Annotated in this window: 18 protein-coding genes; 3 read left to right on the forward strand and 15 right to left on the reverse strand. The window is 53.5% G+C overall.

Going from position 1 to position 16,775, the window contains the following annotated elements:
• Positions 1-78: 78 nt before the first annotated feature.
• From KNP60_RS04420 to prsW, 7 genes are all read right to left on the reverse strand, one after another.
• Complete coding sequence (locus KNP60_RS04420; protein WP_034777318.1) at positions 79-1,122, reverse strand: NAD(P)H-dependent glycerol-3-phosphate dehydrogenase; 1,044 nt, start codon at positions 1,120-1,122, stop codon at positions 79-81.
• A gap of 17 nt (positions 1,123-1,139) precedes the next feature.
• Positions 1,140-2,450: a ribosome biogenesis GTPase Der gene (gene der, locus KNP60_RS04425; RefSeq protein WP_034777316.1), complete on the reverse strand. Its 1,311-nt coding sequence runs from the start codon at positions 2,448-2,450 to the stop codon at positions 1,140-1,142.
• A gap of 129 nt (positions 2,451-2,579) precedes the next feature.
• Positions 2,580-3,728, reverse strand: a complete 1,149-nt coding sequence (rpsA, locus tag KNP60_RS04430; RefSeq protein ID WP_034777315.1) for a 30S ribosomal protein S1 — start codon at positions 3,726-3,728, stop codon at positions 2,580-2,582.
• A gap of 140 nt (positions 3,729-3,868) precedes the next feature.
• Positions 3,869-4,492 carry a lysophospholipid acyltransferase family protein gene (locus tag KNP60_RS04435; RefSeq protein ID WP_034777314.1) on the reverse strand — a complete coding sequence of 208 codons (624 nt, stop codon included), beginning with the start codon at positions 4,490-4,492 and terminating at the stop codon, positions 3,869-3,871.
• Positions 4,489-5,166, reverse strand: a complete 678-nt coding sequence (gene cmk / locus KNP60_RS04440) for a (d)CMP kinase (protein ID WP_034777312.1) — start codon at positions 5,164-5,166, stop codon at positions 4,489-4,491. Before cmk ends, KNP60_RS04435 begins: the two co-directional genes overlap by 4 nt.
• A gap of 74 nt (positions 5,167-5,240) precedes the next feature.
• A complete protein-coding gene (locus KNP60_RS04445; RefSeq protein ID WP_034777311.1) occupies positions 5,241-5,906 on the reverse strand; it encodes a flagellar brake protein in 666 nt (221 codons plus the stop codon).
• Between the two features lie 20 nt (positions 5,907-5,926).
• Positions 5,927-6,583: a glutamic-type intramembrane protease PrsW gene (gene prsW, locus KNP60_RS04450; protein WP_034777310.1), complete on the reverse strand. Its 657-nt coding sequence runs from the start codon at positions 6,581-6,583 to the stop codon at positions 5,927-5,929.
• Positions 6,584-6,691: 108 nt separating this feature from the next.
• On the opposite strand from prsW, the gene KNP60_RS04455 reads away from it, so the two are divergent.
• The gene (locus tag KNP60_RS04455; protein WP_034777308.1) at positions 6,692-7,663 is read left to right on the forward strand and encodes an asparaginase; all 972 of its coding nucleotides are present in this window, start codon (positions 6,692-6,694) and stop codon (positions 7,661-7,663) included.
• Positions 7,664-7,699: 36 nt separating this feature from the next.
• A complete protein-coding gene (locus tag KNP60_RS04460; RefSeq protein WP_034777307.1) occupies positions 7,700-8,707 on the forward strand; it encodes a YpdA family putative bacillithiol disulfide reductase in 1,008 nt (335 codons plus the stop codon).
• A 54-nt stretch (positions 8,708-8,761) separates the two neighbouring features.
• On the opposite strand, the gene KNP60_RS04465 is transcribed toward KNP60_RS04460, so the two are convergent.
• The 7 genes from KNP60_RS04465 to KNP60_RS04495 all read right to left on the reverse strand — a co-directional run bounded on the left by KNP60_RS04465 (position 8,762) and on the right by KNP60_RS04495 (position 15,539).
• On the reverse strand, positions 8,762-10,030 hold the full coding sequence (locus tag KNP60_RS04465; protein WP_021067184.1) for a Glu/Leu/Phe/Val family dehydrogenase: 1,269 nt from the start codon (positions 10,028-10,030) through the stop codon (positions 8,762-8,764).
• A gap of 151 nt (positions 10,031-10,181) precedes the next feature.
• The gene (locus KNP60_RS04470) at positions 10,182-11,099 is read right to left on the reverse strand and encodes a D-alanine--D-alanine ligase (RefSeq protein WP_034777306.1); all 918 of its coding nucleotides are present in this window, start codon (positions 11,097-11,099) and stop codon (positions 10,182-10,184) included.
• 96 nt (positions 11,100-11,195) lie between these two features.
• Entirely contained in the window at positions 11,196-11,777 is a 582-nt protein-coding gene (locus tag KNP60_RS04475; protein ID WP_034777305.1) for an adaptor protein MecA, read from the reverse strand.
• Positions 11,778-11,838: 61 nt separating this feature from the next.
• A complete protein-coding gene (locus KNP60_RS04480) occupies positions 11,839-12,696 on the reverse strand; it encodes a MerR family transcriptional regulator (RefSeq protein WP_034777304.1) in 858 nt (285 codons plus the stop codon).
• Between the two features lie 164 nt (positions 12,697-12,860).
• Positions 12,861-13,064 carry a hypothetical protein gene (locus KNP60_RS04485; RefSeq protein ID WP_034777302.1) on the reverse strand — a complete coding sequence of 68 codons (204 nt, stop codon included), beginning with the start codon at positions 13,062-13,064 and terminating at the stop codon, positions 12,861-12,863.
• 41 nt (positions 13,065-13,105) lie between these two features.
• A complete protein-coding gene (locus KNP60_RS04490) occupies positions 13,106-14,533 on the reverse strand; it encodes a RecQ family ATP-dependent DNA helicase (RefSeq protein WP_084592791.1) in 1,428 nt (475 codons plus the stop codon).
• Positions 14,517-15,539, reverse strand: a complete 1,023-nt coding sequence (locus KNP60_RS04495) for a YpbB family protein (RefSeq protein ID WP_251131339.1) — start codon at positions 15,537-15,539, stop codon at positions 14,517-14,519. The genes KNP60_RS04490 and KNP60_RS04495 overlap by 17 nt, the downstream gene beginning before the upstream one ends.
• Before the next feature lie 143 nt (positions 15,540-15,682).
• On the opposite strand from KNP60_RS04495, the gene KNP60_RS04500 reads away from it, so the two are divergent.
• A complete protein-coding gene (locus KNP60_RS04500) occupies positions 15,683-15,931 on the forward strand; it encodes a ferredoxin (protein ID WP_021067177.1) in 249 nt (82 codons plus the stop codon).
• A gap of 38 nt (positions 15,932-15,969) precedes the next feature.
• Here the strand turns inward: KNP60_RS04500 and KNP60_RS04505 are convergent, their stop codons facing one another.
• A complete protein-coding gene (locus tag KNP60_RS04505) occupies positions 15,970-16,767 on the reverse strand; it encodes a thermonuclease family protein (RefSeq protein WP_034777300.1) in 798 nt (265 codons plus the stop codon).
• Positions 16,768-16,775 lie beyond the last annotated feature (8 nt).

Here is a 16,775-nt window from a genome sequence, read left to right on the forward strand (position 1 = left end):
CTATCCCCTCGACTTTCTCTTTAATTCTTTCTCCGTACATAAGTGTAGCAAAAAAAACAAAGGAACTGAACGAAAACGTCAGTCCCTTTGCTCTTCGCCGCCTTCGAAATGGAATACTTCTTCCATCTCATGCTTTTGCGGGCGTCTCATTAACTTTTGTACTTCATCATGCGGGCTCTTGCCTTCGAACAATACGTTGTAAAGGGCTTCCGTGATCGGCATCTCGACACCGGCTTCCCGAGCGAGCGTATGCGCCGCCTCACAGGCACGAACACCTTCGACGACCATGCCCATATGACCGAGCACGTCCTCGAGTTTTTCACCGCGGCCGATCGCATTCCCGGCACGCCAGTTACGGCTATGCTGAGACGTGGCCGTGACGATTAAATCACCAATCCCGGTCAATCCCGAGAACGAGGCCGGGTTGGCACCGAGTTTGACCCCGAGTCGCGCGATCTCGACGATCCCGCGCGTCATGAGGGCCGCTTTGGCATTATCGCCGTAACCGAGGCCGTCCGTCATCCCCGCAGCGAGCGCGATGATGTTTTTAAGGGCACCACCATACTCCGCTCCGATGACGTCCGAGTTCAAATACACCCGGAACTGATCGTTCGTGAGCAACTCTTGAATCTCATCGGCCACGTCCAAATCCTCGCAGGCGATCGTGATGGTCGTCAATTTACGGACCGCCACTTCTTCCGCGTGGGTCGGGCCGGTCAAAACACCGATGGCCCGGCGTTTCGCCGGATCGATTTCTTCGGCGATGATCTCCGACAGACGTTTGTGCGTCTTCGGTTCGATCCCTTTAGCGGCGTGGACGAGTACGGCCGGCTCTGTGAGAAGTGCGTTCAACTCACGAGACACCGGACGAATCGCCGAGCTCGGGACGACGAGGAACACGATGGAGCGGCCGGCGACCGCTTCTGCCAAGTCCGTCGTCGCTCGAATCGAGGTCGGTAACGGCGCATCTTTCAAATACGTCGAATTCGTGTGGTCGGTATTGATTTCATGCACATGCTCTTCTTCACGTCCATAAAGCAGGACGTCGTGTCCGTTGTCAGCGAGGACGAGTGATAACGCCGTTCCCCAGCTCCCTGCGCCGATGACAGCAACTTTTGCCATAGAAGGCACCCCCATTACTAGTTTTTCTGACGCGCCACGATATGAATCGGTGTACCAGTGAAGTCAAATGCGCGACGAATCTGGTTGTCTAGATAACGTTTGTACGAGAAGTGAAGCAACTCTGGGTCGTTGACGAACAACACGAACGTCGGCGGCTCGATGGCCACTTGCGTCGCGTAGTTGATCTTGAGTCGCTGTCCTTTGTCCGTCGGTGTCGGGTTCATCGCGACCGCGTCGACGATGACGTCGTTCAACACGCTCGTCGAGATCCGACGACGATGCGACTCGGCCACTTCCTTGATGACCGGAAGCAACGTCTGAAGACGTTTCGACGTGAGAGCCGACAAGAATACGATCGGCGCGTAGTCGAGGAACAAGAACTCTTTACGAATCTTCTCTTCCATCTTCTTCATCGTCTTATCGTCTTTGTCGACGGCATCCCACTTGTTGACGACGAGCACGATGGCTTTCCCCGCTTCGTGGGCGAGGCCGGCGACGCGTTTGTCTTGTTCGATGATGCCTTCTTCGCCGTCGATGACGACGAGGACTACGTTCGAACGTTCGATTGCCTTTTGGGCACGCATGACGCTATAACGCTCGGTTGATTCATACACTTTTCCGCGTTTACGCATACCGGCCGTATCGATGATGACGTACTCTTGTCCATCCCGTGTGAACGGTGTATCGATCGCATCACGAGTCGTCCCCGCGATATCCGAGACGATGACGCGTTCTTCACCGAGAATCGCATTCGTCAAGCTCGATTTCCCAACGTTCGGACGTCCGATGAGCGAGAACTGGATGACTTCTTCATTGTATTCATAGTCATCTTTATCTGGCGCCAAATCGAGAACTTTGTCGAGCAAGTCTCCAAGCCCGAGTCCGTGTGTCCCCGAAATCGGGAACGGGTCGCCGAATCCGAGCGAATAGAACTCATACATGAGTTCGCGCATCTCGAAGTTATCGACTTTGTTGACGGCGAGGACGATCGGTTTGTTCGAACGGAACAACAAGTTCGCCACTTCTTCGTCTGCCGCTGTAATGCCTTCGCGTCCGTTCACCATGAAAATGATAACGTCCGCCTCATCGATCGCAAGCTCGGCCTGGTGGCGCATTTGAACGAGAAGCGGCTCATCACCGACCTCGATCCCGCCTGTATCGATTAAATGAAACTTACGGTTCAACCACTCACCCGTCCCATAAATGCGGTCGCGTGTTACCCCCGGTTTATCATCGACGATCGACACGCGATCTCCGATAATCCGGTTAAAAATCGTGGATTTCCCAATATTCGGGCGGCCTACGATGGCCACTGCTGGAATTCCCATATAAACACCTCTCTAACTTTCATTCAATAACTGATCGTTTCTAATTGCAACTGTACTATCATATCACAGCGCTATTTCCGTGACCATACAAAAAGAAGCGGGAGTCTGGCTCCCGCTTGAACGACCGTCTTATTTAGAATCGTCCGAGGTCTCTTCTCCTGTCAATTCAGAGACAGAGAACCCTCCTTGGTCACTATACTCGTCAAGCAGCGATTGGTCCGCGTCTTCACGCGTCGAATCACTCGACTCGAGCGCACGCATCGAGAGTGAGATTTTCTTCTCATCAAGATGGACATCGAGCACTTTCACTTTCACGTCTTGGCCTTCTGACAACACTTCAGACGGCGTCGCGATGTGTCGGTTCGCAATCTGCGAGATGTGCAGCAAACCTTCGACTTGCGGCGCGACTTCGACGAAAGCACCGAACGTCACGAGACGTTTGACTTTCCCGTCGATCACGTCGCCCGGTTGAATTTTACCTTCGACCGATTCCCACGGTCCAGGTTGCGTCTCTTTGATCGACAACTTCACTTTCTCGTTGTCGAGGTCAAGTCCAAGCACTTTCACTTTGACTTTGTCTCCTTCAGTCACAACATCGCTCGGTTTCTCTACCCGGCTATGGGCCATTTCCGAAATGTGGACGAGTCCGTCGACGCCGCCGATATCGACGAATGCACCGAAATCAGTGAGACGTTGAACCGTCCCTTCGATGATTTGACCGACCTCGAGCGATTCGAGCGTCTCCGCTTTCTTCGCGCTCATTTCAGCTTCAGCAACCGCTTTATGCGACAAGATGACGCGATTTTTCTCGCGGTCAATCTCGACGACTTTAACCGTAATCGGTTTATTCAAGTAGGATGAGAAGTCTTCGACAAAGTGGTTTTCTACGAGCGAAGCCGGGATAAATCCACGGATACCGATGTCAACGACAAGTCCACCTTTGACCTTGTCTTTTACCATGACTTCGAACACTTCGCCAGATTCGAATTTCTCGACGATTTGATCCCAAGCTGCCTCGGCATCCACGTCTTTCTTCGAAACGACCACCTCTTCGTCCGTGACCTTTTTCACTTTGACACGGATTTCGTCGTTAACATGGAGTGATTCGTTTAAATCGTCTAAATGCATGCTTGATACTTCGCTGATTGGTAAAATTGCCTCGGTTTTATAACCGATATCGATCAACGCTTGTTTGTCCTCGATTTTGACGACAGTACCGGTCACAATTTGACCTCGATTAATCTCAAAATCAGGCATATCTTTCATTTCTTCGACCATTCCAACACTACCCCCTCACGATGAGTACAAAAAGGAACGCCCTAAGGCGCTTACACCTAGTATAAACTTCTTATAATTCGAAAGATTTGTCAAGGTGTTATCAGGTTAGTTCCTTTCCTGGCGCGAGATTAAACCTGAAATTAACGAACGTTCCGTGAATGCTGCATGTACAAATCACCGATCGTCGCCATAATCAAATCGGCCGCGGTTTGAGCACTCGCCTTCTCCGCTTTTAGCCCGCTCAAGTCGACTGGCTTGCCGATCACGACTTTAAGCTTCGAACGGAACTTATATGTGCCGATGATGGCTACCGGAAGCACCGAGGCGTCCGAGCGGAGCGCAAAGAACCCGACTCCGGCCTGGGCTTTGCCGAGCGTCCCGTCTTTCGAGCGTGTCCCTTCCGGAAAGATCGAGATGACCTCGTCTTCCTTCAACTTTTGCAAGACGACACGGAGTGCCTGGCGGTCGCCTTCTCCGCGTGACACAGGGATTTGACCAGCGCGGTTCAAGATATGTTTCAATACCGGGACTTCAAACAACTCTTTTTTCGCAAAGAAGCGGAGCTGGCGTTGTTTCGGCATCGCCCCGGCGAGAAGTACCGGGTCCCAGTTCGATTGATGGTTTGAACAGACGATCATCGACCCGTCGAGCGGGACGTTTTCCCGTCCGATATATTCGACGCGGAAACTCAACCGGCGAATGATATTGACGACGCCCACCGCGAGACGATACATGCCGAACGGCCCATTGTTGAGTGGTCTCATCGTTCAATCACCTGCTTCATCAATTGCTCGATCGCCTCGACGACCCCGTCGATCGACAGCTCGGTCGTGTCGAGGTAGTGCGCGTCGTCCGCTTGGCGAAGCGGAGCGACCTCTCGTTCCGAGTCGCGCTTGTCGCGGAGGGCAATCTCAAGCTGTAACTGTCCGAGGTCGCTCGGCAACCCTTTCGCCACGTTCTCTTCGTGGCGACGGCGGGCCCGTTCTTCGACCGTCGCCGTCATGAACACTTTCAAGTCGGCGCCTGGTAAGACGTGCGTGCCGATATCACGGCCGTCCATGACGATTCCGCCTTTACTCGCGAGGTCACGCTGTAAATCCATAAGGGCAGCCCGTACTTCCGGCTGGCGCGCGACGAAACTGACGTTGTTCGTCACTTCGCTCGTCCGGATGACATCGGTCACTTCTTCCGTGCCATCGAACACGCGTTGACCGTTCTCAGACGGGACGAGACGTAAATCCATCTTGTCGATCATCTCAGCGAGCATCGGACCGTCTTCGAGACCGACGCCGTCTTGAAGCGCGCGATACGTGACGGCGCGATAAATCGCACCCGTATCGATATAGACGTATCCTAGTTTTTTAGCGAGCGTTTTCGCGATCGTGCTCTTGCCGGCCCCAGCCGGTCCATCTAATGCGATTTGTAATGGTTTATTCATAAAAATTGGGTATCGGCTCATCCCGATACCCGCCTCCTCTCGGTCATTTGTTCCGAGAACATCATACCAGTTTTTTATCGTGAAGAAAATACGGAGCCGGTCCGTTTTCTCGCTTCGAGCTGGGCTCGGAAGCAATAACGTAAAATCGTCTCCTGGTCCCGGTGTGATAACTCTTCAAAGCAAAGCGACAACTCTTGTTTGGCCATCTGTTCATGGATGCGGACGAGGCGGCTCTTGACGCGGAACGTCTGCGGCACGCCCCGGTCATCATTAATATGGAACGTGACGATCATCGACTCGTCGACCGCGACCGGGGCTCGATTGGCCACGATTCGCATACCGCCGGCCGACACGTCGAGCGACGTCGTCTCAAACGACGGGAACGCCTGGCCGTCCTCGGCGGATACGGTCACATTGATCATTTCAGGGACACGTAAATATTCACGGCGCTGCACGCGCTTGATTTTCTTTTCATCCGGCAACGCGAAGGCGTAGCGAAGCGTCAGTTGCGCATCGCTCACCCGTCTCGTCACGACCGTATCAAACGCATAGAGCTGCTCTTCTCCTACGAAGAAATAGACACGCATCGATTCGTCCTCGTGCAAGAAAAACGTCTTTAAGGTATCCGTCTCACTCGGGGACTCGATCCAGACGACTTGGTCGTTGATAGCCGCGATTTTTGTCTTTCCTTCTTTTCTCCCTTCGACTTCTACCCGTAACTCTTGTCCTACTTTTAACATGAAACGATTCCCCTTTTATTCTATTTGTACTGGCGATGGTTGGAGCGATTGGCGGTCCGCACGAGCAAAAGCGCGACCATCCAAAGAACGACGATGTAGACGACAGCCGGCACTTTGTTCATCGGTTCGACGAGCAAGATATAGTCGAACATGCCATGCAACAATGTCGCCGCCATGACGGCCGTGAACAGCCAGAAGCGCTCATGGGCGGAATGTTTGGCCCGGCCGAGGCAAAACCCCATCACGACAGCGAAGAGCGCATGCCCGCTCACCGGCAACACAGCACGCCAAATGGCGATTTCAATCGAGTCGTACACCCATAAATATAGAAAATTCTCTAACGTGGCAAAGCCGAGTGAACAGGCGACCGCATAGAGAATCCCGTCGTAGTAATCATCAAAGACTTTATGTATGTATATTGTATAATAAATCATGAACCACTTAAAAAACTCTTCTAATAGCGCGGTGGCCACGAACGCCTTCCAAAACGGGCCCACGAGCACCCCTTCTTCCACGAACGCATACTGCACGAACATGATCGGAAAGACGAGAATGGCCCCGGCGACGAACGAACGGATCACATAGCCGAGCGGTTCCGCTTCCAATTCATGCCGGAGATAGAAGTAGGAAAGAAGGGCGAACCCTGGCGCAACCGCAGACAAGGCGATTGCAATCATGATGCATCTCTCCTTTCTCACGTTAAGCATACACTGAAATAGAGGAAAGAAAAAGTAGGTCGCACCTAGAAATTGGAAGAAACGAACAAAAAAGTTGGAGGTCTGTTTATGAACCATTTATTACTGATCCACACCGGCGGCACAATCGCCATGTCTCAATCGGGGTCGGGACATGTCATGCCGAGCGAAGTCAATCCGATCGACGCGACGTTACCGAAAGCGACGGACATCGCGAATATCACAACGAAACATTTCTCGAACATCCCGTCGCCGCACATGACGCCCGAGAAAATGCTCGAGCTCGCCCAGTTCATCAATCAACAATTGACACAAGACACGTACGATGGGGTCGTCATCACTCACGGGACGGACACACTCGAAGAGACGGCCTACTTCTTACAAATCACGCTTGGTGCACCGGTACCGATCGTATTGACCGGAGCGATGCGCTCGTCAAACGAGGTCGGCTCGGACGGCGAATTCAATCTCATCACGGCGCTTCGGGTCGCCCAAAGTGATGTGGCACGCGGCAAAGGCGTGCTCGTCGTCTTCAATGGTGAAATCCACTCCGCGTTTAACGTCACGAAGACGCACACGTCCTCGGTCGACACGTTCAAATCGGTCCACTTCGGCAACGTCGGTATGGTGACGAAAGATCACGTCCTCATTTATAGTCAGCCGACGACAAAACAACCGAAAATGATTCCATCGATCACGAAACGGGTCGCGGTGCTGAAAGTCGTCGCCGGGATGGAGCCGGACCTGCTCGAGGCGGTGCTCGCGCTCGGCTATGACGGGCTCGTCCTTGAAGTACTCGGGCAAGGGAATGTCCCACCGTCAATCGTCCCCGCGCTCGAGATGCTCGTCGAACGGATGCCGGTCGTCATCGTCAGCCGTTGTTTCAACGGAATCGTGCAAGACGTGTACGGCTACGTCGGCGGCGGCCAGCAACTGAAAGAGATGGGCATCATCTTCTCGAACGGTCTGAACTCACAAAAAGCGAGACTTCGCCTCCTTGTCGAGCTCGAGGCGGGTTCGTCCCAAGCGGTCATGGAACATAGCTTCAGCTTCCAACAGTGAGTTGGCGGCTTGCCAACCGTTTCGTCCTTCCATACAATGAGGGATGAGGTGATTTCATTGAATAAACATGCTATCGTCGTCGGCGCCGGACCATGCGGACTGTCGGCTGCAATCGAATTAGAACGGATCGGCATCTCGTGCACGGTCATCGAGCGCGGCAATATCGTCGATGCCATCTATCGGTACCCGACCCATCAAACATTTTTCTCTTCTGCCAGCTTACTCGAAATCGGGGATATCCCGTTTATCTGTAAAGATTTGAAACCGCGTCGTCAAGACGCGCTCGTCTACTATCGGGAAGTCGTCAGCCGGACCGGTCTCGACGTCCAACCGTTCGAGACGGTCGAAACGGTCGCGCGTTCCGAGGACGGGTTCATCGTTCGGTCACGCCATGATCGCGACGGCGTCAAAGAACGCCGAGCCGATTATGTCATCTTGGCCACCGGGTATTATGGCCGTCCTCGTACGTTGGACGTCCCAGGTGAAGAGTTGCCGCACGTCACGCATTATTTCAAAGAAGCGCATCCGTTTTACCGACAACGTGTGACGGTCATCGGCGGAAAGAACTCCGCGGTCGACGCGGCCATCGAGCTCGAGAAGGCCGGTGCCCACGTCACGGTACTCTATCGCGGGGACGGCTACAGTCCGTCTGTCAAACCGTGGGTCCTGCCGACGTTCGACTCGCTCGTCCGTCATGACAAGGTGCGACTCGAGCTCGAAGCGGAGATCGTTCGAATCGAACCGCATCACGTCGTCTATCGTCAGCATGGTGAAGAACATCGGCTCGAGACCGACCACGTCCTCGCCATGACGGGCTACCTGCCCGACCATGGGCTGTTCGCCGATGCCGGGGTCCAAGTCGATGAGGAGACCGGTGTGCCCTCGTTTGACGAGACGACGTTCGAGACGAACGTCGACGGCTTGTTCATCGCCGGTGTCGTCGCCGCCGGAAATGACGCCAATAAGATCTTTATCGAGAACGGCCGCTTCCATGGCCAAGCGATCGCCGAGACGCTTCGGGAGCGTAACGGTGTGACAACGTAATCGACAAAAAGAGGGAGAACCTGGCGCCAGGTTCTCCCTCTTTTTGCTGTTTAATTATACCCAACCGCGGAAACGCGATGCTTCCGCCATCTTGCGTACACCGACCATATAGGCGGCGAGACGCATGTCGACTTTACGGGCCGATGACGTGTTATACACCGTATTGAACGAGTGGACGAGCACTTTCTCAAGCTTCTCTTCCACTTCCTCTTCCGTCCAATAGTATCCTTGATTGTTTTGAACCCATTCGAAATACGAGACGGTTACCCCACCGCTCGAAGCGAGTACATCCGGGACAAGCAGGATGCCGCGCTCTGTCAAGATGCGGGTCGCTTCGTTCGTCGTCGGTCCGTTGGCGGCCTCGACGACGATGGACGCCTTGATGTTGTCGGCGTTGTCTTCGGTGATTTGGTTCTCGATCGCGGCCGGGACCAAGATGTCGCAGTCGAGTTCTAACATTTCTTTGTTCGAGATCGTGTTCTTGAAGAGCGTCGAGATCGTCCCGAACGAATCTCGACGATCGAGAAGATACGGGATATCGAGCCCGTTCTCATCGTGGATCGCACCATATGCATCGCTGACGGCGATCACTTTCGCCCCGGCGTCATGCATGAACTTCGACAAGAAGCTACCAGCATTCCCGAACCCTTGGACGACGACACGCGCTCCTTTCAATTCGATCCCACGGCGCAGCGCCGCTTCCCGGATCATGATGGCGACACCTTTTGCCGTCGCCGTCTCACGTCCATGCGAGCCACCGAGCACGAGCGGTTTACCAGTGATGAAGCCCGGCGAATTGAATTCATCGATGCGGCTATACTCATCCATCATCCACGCCATGATTTGCGAGTTCGTGAACACGTCCGGCGCTGGGATATCTTTCGTCGGTCCGACGATTTGACTGATGGCTCGGACATAACCCCGGCTCAATCGTTCGATTTCACGGAAACTCATCTCACGCGGATCACAGACGATCCCGCCTTTACCGCCACCGTATGGAAGGTCGACAATTCCGGCCTTCAAGCTCATCCAGACCGACAACGCCTTCACTTCGACCTCCGTCACGCTCGGGTGGAAGCGAATCCCACCTTTCGTCGGTCCGACCGCGTCATTATGTTGCGCCCGGTATCCTGTGAAAATCTTTGTCGATCCGTCATCCATACGTACCGGGATGCGGACGGTCAACATCCGAAGTGGCTCTTTCAAGAGCTCATACATCTCTTCTGGATACCCGAGCTTATCAAGCGCCTCGTGTATCACTTCTTGTGTCGATTCAAGGATGTTTTTTCGTTTTTGATGACCTTTTTCTTGATCCGTAATCATGAAGGTTTCCTCCCCTAAATTGTCAATTCTCCCCCAAGAATCAACCTCGTATTCGTTTAAAAGTATAGCTGATACGCGCCCAATTTGAAAGGCTTTTACAAAAATAATGAAAGCGTTTTCTAAAATGAAAAAAGAAGGGGGAGTTCCCTTCTTACTTTTCTAGTGCCAGTTCGATGAATCGCTCTAACAGCTCACCGTACGAGATCCCGACGGCCCGGGCGCTGTCCGGGAACAAGCTGAGCGGTGTCATACCCGGAAGCGTGTTCGTCTCTAAAATATAAGCGAGCCCATCTTCAGAGACGAGGAAGTCCGAACGAGAATAACCGCTGCAACCGAGGGCACGGTGCGCTTTGATGGCAGCCGTTTGAACTTCTTCAGTCAACGCGTCCGGCAACTCGGCCGGACAAACGTGAATCGATCCACCTTCTGAATACTTCGACTCATAGTCATAAAATTCATTTTTCGGGATGATCTCGATGACCGGGAGTGCGGCCTCAGCCCCGTGATTCCCAAGGACGGGTACCGTCAACTCACGGCCTTTAATATATTGCTCGACCAAGACAGCCGTATCGCACGCGAACGCTTTATCAATCCCTTCACGGAGCATCGCTTCGTCCATCGCGATCGTCAATCCGTTCGATGACCCTTCTTGGGCCGGCTTGACGACACATGGAAACTCACTGCCCCACTCGACGATTTTTGCGTCGATGTCGTCGCCCGACTCGATGAGGACGTCACGGGCGATGCGAATGCCGGCAGCGGCGAAAATAATTTTCGCACGGGCTTTGTCCATCGCGAGCGCTGATGCCAAAACGCCCGACCCCGTGTACGGCAATCCGGCCATCTCTAAGAGCGACTGAACACGGCCATCTTCGCCGTATTTGCCATGCAGGGCGCTGACGACGACGTCGGCTTGAAGCGTCAACAGCTCATTGGCCCGGTCCGGGTGAAAATCAATCGCCACGACGTCGTGACCCCGTGCTTCGAGCGCTTCAATCATTCCTTTACCACTCGTGAGCGACACTTCCCGCTCACCTGATACACCACCATATAATACCGCGACTTTCATCAAATCTCTCCTTCGGCTAACTTCTCAAAAATTCAAGTTTTATCATACCATGTGTCGGCTGAAAACAATAGAAACAGAACAGTAAAAAAGCCGTACTTACGCGAACGTATCGTACAGCTGTTTCACGGCTTGTTCAGTTTGAATCGTCTTGCCATACTCCATCATGACGTAAGGGCTGACGGTCGTCGTGCGGCCGTATTCCGACAAGATGGCGGCCAACCGCTCTTCGACGTCCGGTTTGAGCACTTCGACGAAGTGTAAATAATAGTGTCCGTCATAATGGTAGAGCGCCCCGCCCTGCTCCGTATCCTGCATGTGCGGGAACAAACGGACCGAGGCGTTGATGACGTCCTCGATATCATCAAACTGATAAATCAGATGATGAATCACATCGATCGTCAAACGGATCTCGACTTGTTCTTGATCCGCATCCGGGACGGCTGCCTCGACTTTTTGGACGTCGATGACGAGCCCATCACGGGGAAACATTGTCACGTTCAAGTCGACGGTGCCTTGGGGCATGAAACCGAATTCCGCTTCCGCCGTCTCGAGCAATTCCCGCCACAAGTCTTGACCACTCTCGCCAACGATCGTATCGATGGCAATCCCTCGAATCGAAAGGTCACTCGCCGTCAAATATACCCTTAAATGTTCTTTAGTTTGCTTTTCAAATCTCAAACGAAAACCTCCAAAGATTAATCAATCCTACTTTATAAGCTACTCTCGTTTGTGCAACCTGTCAAATAGTTGACAACCACTCGGTCCATGCTTCGGGCGTATCTCCAAGGAAGGCCGACTCAAACTCGGTCGCGTGAAGGCTGACGGCATATCCGCCGGCCCCGATGACGAGATCGGGATGATCCGCTTGGATAAATCGCATCGCCTCTTTCAGGTCCTCGAGATGTTCCGTCAACGTGCAGGAGAAAATCAAGCACTTGGCGTCGATATCGTGCAACGCCTCATTTAAATCCTCTTTCGGGAAGCCCGCACCAAGGAAAATCACGTCGTATCCATATTGACGCAAGTAAAGCGTCACGAACAACAGACCGATCTCGTGCATCTCGCCCGGGGCACACACACAAATGATCCGCGGTAAAAATGGGTTCATCGGCATCTGCAGCGAGAGGGTCGACAATCGGGCCCGCAAAAAAGCGGTCGCAAAATGCTCATGCGCGATCGTGATGTCCCCATTCTCCCAACGCGTCCCGATCTCCATCAACAACGGACCAATGATATCTTTCGTGACCTTCTCAAAACTGAACGTATTAAAGGCACGATTGATCAAATCGTGCGCCTTGCGTTCGTCAAATGAAAGTAACGCCTCGAGCAACCCGTCCATGAGCTCCTCGTCATAGAGGCGGGCAGGCTTCGGCTTCGGGGCTTCATGAAGTTGTTGAATCGCTTGGGAAACGGTCAAGCCTTCCCGTTGTTTTTCAACGACCCATTTAATCTTTTCGACGTCTTGGTCGGAATACAATCGGTGGCCGGATTCGGTCCGGCTCGGCACGATGAATTGATAGCGGCGTTCCCACGCTCGAATCGTCGTCGGGTTGACCCCGGTGAGCGACGCGACCGTCTTAATGGAGTACTTCGGCACAGCAGCCCCTCCTTTCCTACAAGTTCTTCTTATTTAGTATAGACCCATCTGAAGCGCTTTACCTGTTTTATTGTGCAATTCCTGTGAGAAATTGGTGAGATTGTGCGATTGGTTCGACAAAACAAAGATTGCTCATAAAAAAATACGACGTCCCCGTCGTATTGTCAGAAAAATATTGTATGACGACCTATATATAAAAATACGAGAATAATGGCAAACATCGTCAATGTCAGCATCATAGCGAGCGGCCGTTTCAGCCAATTGTCGTTCAATTTTTCTTTCCGCTCATGCTCTTGTCGTTCAGCGCGAGACGGCAACGTGTCCACCACTTGTTCACGAAGTGAGTCCGCTTGGTTCCGATGTCGCAACGTGTGCCCTCCTTTACCTTTTTTATCATTTTACTATGATATCAATCAAAGGAGAAGATACGAGATAAACGATGTTTCCAATCTGTCACATTTTTAGACACAATTTGAACCGACGGCGGGAACACAATCTCCCCACAGACATCGCAACAATCGGCTTGTTTGACCGGTTGTTCCGAGAAATAGTTCAACAAGTAATCACGCCGGCACGTCTTGATGAGGGCGTAGTCCATCATCTGTCCGAGCTGGCGATAGCGGGCCCGCTTTCTATCTTTTACCCAATCAATCGCCTCGGCAAGCGTCCGCTCGGCGAGCATCTGGTTCAACAATCCCCAAACCGGGTCTTCCTCGTTCAACCGCAAGAGACGCGGCAGTTGGGCCAGACTCGTGCCGTTGTCGCGTTCCAAATACGCGAGACGGATGTCTTTGTCTTTCGGATATTGTTGGTCGATTAAAAACTGTTGAATGCGTTCGTCGCCTTCGGCATAGAGCAAGACGGCAAATGCGGGTTCGCCGTCTCGTCCGGCACGCCCGATTTCTTGCATGTACGCCTCGAGCGTGGCCGGGATTTGATAATGGATGACCGAACGGACGTTGTCTTTATTCACACCCATCCCGAACGCACTCGTACATACCATGATCGCGACTTCATCTCGCAAAAATTGCGATTGCACGAGCCGGCGGTCCTCAGTCGACATGCCACCGTGATAAAACAAGGCGTCGTCAAGATGAAGCGCGAGTGCTTCGGCTTCACGCCGTGTCGCCGTATAGATGACGGCCGGTTTCGGGACGTCATGGACGAGCTCGCTCAACCGCCGCATCTTGTCCTCGGACTCGAGACGTTCGACGATGAGTCGAATCTCAGGCCGGTTTGCCGAATGGACGAACTGCGCCGGCGAGAACAACGCCAACTTCTCGATGATATCCCGTTTCACCGTCTCCGGGGCCGTCGCGGTGACGGCCATGCACTGCGGGCTGCCGAGTTGTTTACGCAACTCGCCTAGACGGGCATACTCGGGTCGAAACTCATGGCCCCACTGCGAAATACAGTGGGCCTCGTCGACGACGAGCATTTGAATCCGCGTCCGAGCGAGCGCCCGCGTCACGTGCGGCACGGCGAGTTGTTCGGGCGATAAATATAAGAAGCGATAACGCTTCAAATGGTTCAAGATGTCTTGTTTCTCCTCGAGCGTCTCCATCGATGTCAATCGCGCCACTCCCCGCTCGCCCCGTTCACGGATGTGGAGCATCTGATCTTCGATTAGCGACAAGAGCGGTGACACGATGATGGTCAGCCCGTCATTTTTAAGATAGGACGGGAGTTGGAACGTCAACGACTTGCCCGCTCCGGTCGGCATGATCGCCAACACGTCCTGGCCGTCGGCGACCGCTTCGATCACATCCCGTTGACCGGGACGGAAGCTGTCGTAGCCGAACACCCGCTTCAACGTCTTCTCAAACAAATGTCTCACCTCGTTTCAATCTCGCGAACACCAATCGGATTTGATAGTAACTGATCCCGTCGATTTGTTCAAAAATCGGCTTGAGCGCCCAGCTCGACTCGTCACGCAACTGCTCGACTTGCTTGATTTGCTCGAGCGGAACAAATTGGTCGAGCGGGAACTCGTCTAAATACATCGCCATCTCGACGACGTGGTCTTCAATCGTACTCGTGCGCAACCGTCGCTGGGACTGGACTTGTTGGAACGTTCGACCAGCCGAAAACTGCTCATACGACTCGCGCGCCGACAACGTCATCCGCTCGCTCGACAAGCCGTGCGCGAAGCCAAGCAACTTGGCATCCCTTGGCAATTTCCACAGGAGCGCATTCCACCCGGCCAAAAAATAGAGCCGCGCCGTGCGCCCATCGACATCGAGAAGCGAGGCGATTTGTTCATACGTGTATCCTGTCTCGAACGCACCGGTGAACCGATAGACGACGGCGGTCGCGTACGGGTCCCCCACTTCTTCAAGCGCCGTTTCAAGCTCCTGGTGAAAGCTGTGGATCAGCGGTTGCCACTCCCGCTCGGTCCGGACGATCTGTTTGACCCAGCGTTCGGCCAACCGATCGGCCTGCACCGGATAGAACGTCCGCTCATGCTCGAGCGACATGAACGTCTGGACGAACAAACTGAGCCGCTTCCACGTCATCGTCGTATAGTCCCGATACTCACCGCCGAGACGGTCGAACAGCTCACTGACCGCCTCCGGCGAAGCGAGCATCTTGCCGGCCTCGGTCAACGTGAAGCTCGAACGGTTGAGCCAGCCTCGCTTCTCGAACGAGGCGAGCAGTTTCTCATAGTCGTACTTCGTATAGGGGAACAATCCGAAAATTGGTTCCAAGTCATAAAAAAAGGCATCTTGCAGTGTCGTCGCCGAACGTTTGCCGTTCAACACATGAAACAAACTGCGCTCGCTGCGCTCCCCTTTCAAGCGCTCAATCGAAAGCAACAACACCCCGTCCGCTAAATGAACCATCGTTCCACCTCCTCGGTCAAAATTATGCTTCCAAAACGTTATTCGTTTCCTCATTGAAATATTTGGGTATGTAGACTACAATTACTCATAGTCAGTAGAAAATCATTTCTATGCAGAGAGACGAAACGTATGGAGGGTTACAAATGGCAAAATTTACGATTGTTGATAAAGATACATGTATCGCATGTGGGGCCTGCGGAGCAGCCGCCCCAGACATCTTCGACTATGACGACGAAGGCCTCGCGTTCAACTTGATGGACGACAACACGGGCACGATCGAAGTCCCGGACGAATTGTATGAGGACTTGATGGACGCGTTCGAAGGATGCCCGACCGACTCAATTAAAGTCGCGGACGAATCGTTCGATGGCGACGCACTCAAGTACGAATAAGAGAGACATGTGTGCCTGAAGGGCGCACATGTCTTTTTTTATCGCGTCGCTTTCCGGAAACCCGCTTCACGCGCCTCTTCCTCTGTACAGAACATCTCTTCTGGGATCGTTCGCTCATAGCTCGCCCCGCCCGGAACGTGATAAATCTTCTCTCCGTCCCGATTGATATTCCCTTTAATGTCACATCCATCCGTGTCACGTTTCGGCTGGGCCGGCTCGGTCGCCTCATGGTCGAAGCCGTTGCCGGTCACGTAGTCCTCAAGACTCCAAATCCCGAGCAATTCCTGACGCGCGGCCTGCTCGACCTCCCGAAACGCATCGACGTGTTGCGTGTTCGGCGCGTATACATAGGCGACACGCGCCAACCCGCGGCGCAACAATTCCTCGTTCAACATCGCTTCGTCATACCAGACGTAGGCGAGTGTCCGTTGATAGCGATCGTAGCGCCCGACGTCATACTCGAGTGTGATCGTATCTCCTTCTGGCAGCCAACGCTCGACGAATGATTTCGCATCCTCTCCGAACGGTTGGACCGGCAGCGTCGGATGGCTCGTCTCTGGCGTATCGACGAGCAAGAGACGAATCGATTCGGTCGCTCCGTTCTCAAACTCGACTTTGAGCGTATCTCCGTCGATGACGCGGTCGAGCGTGACCGTCTCGGTCTTGCCGAGCGGCCGTGCGACTTGTTGCGCGACCGACGCCGACGGAAAATCGGCCTCGAGTTCGACGAGCGATTCTGGCGGGTCGATTTGTTCGGCGAACCAGTCATCGACGGAGCAGCCCGCGAGCGAAACGCTCAGCACGACGGCGATCAGCAGTTGCCACCATTTTTTCAATTATCTCA

This window comes from Exiguobacterium sp. s5 (assembly GCF_018618075.1).
Taxonomy (GTDB): domain Bacteria; phylum Bacillota; class Bacilli; order Exiguobacteriales; family Exiguobacteriaceae; genus Exiguobacterium; species Exiguobacterium mexicanum_A.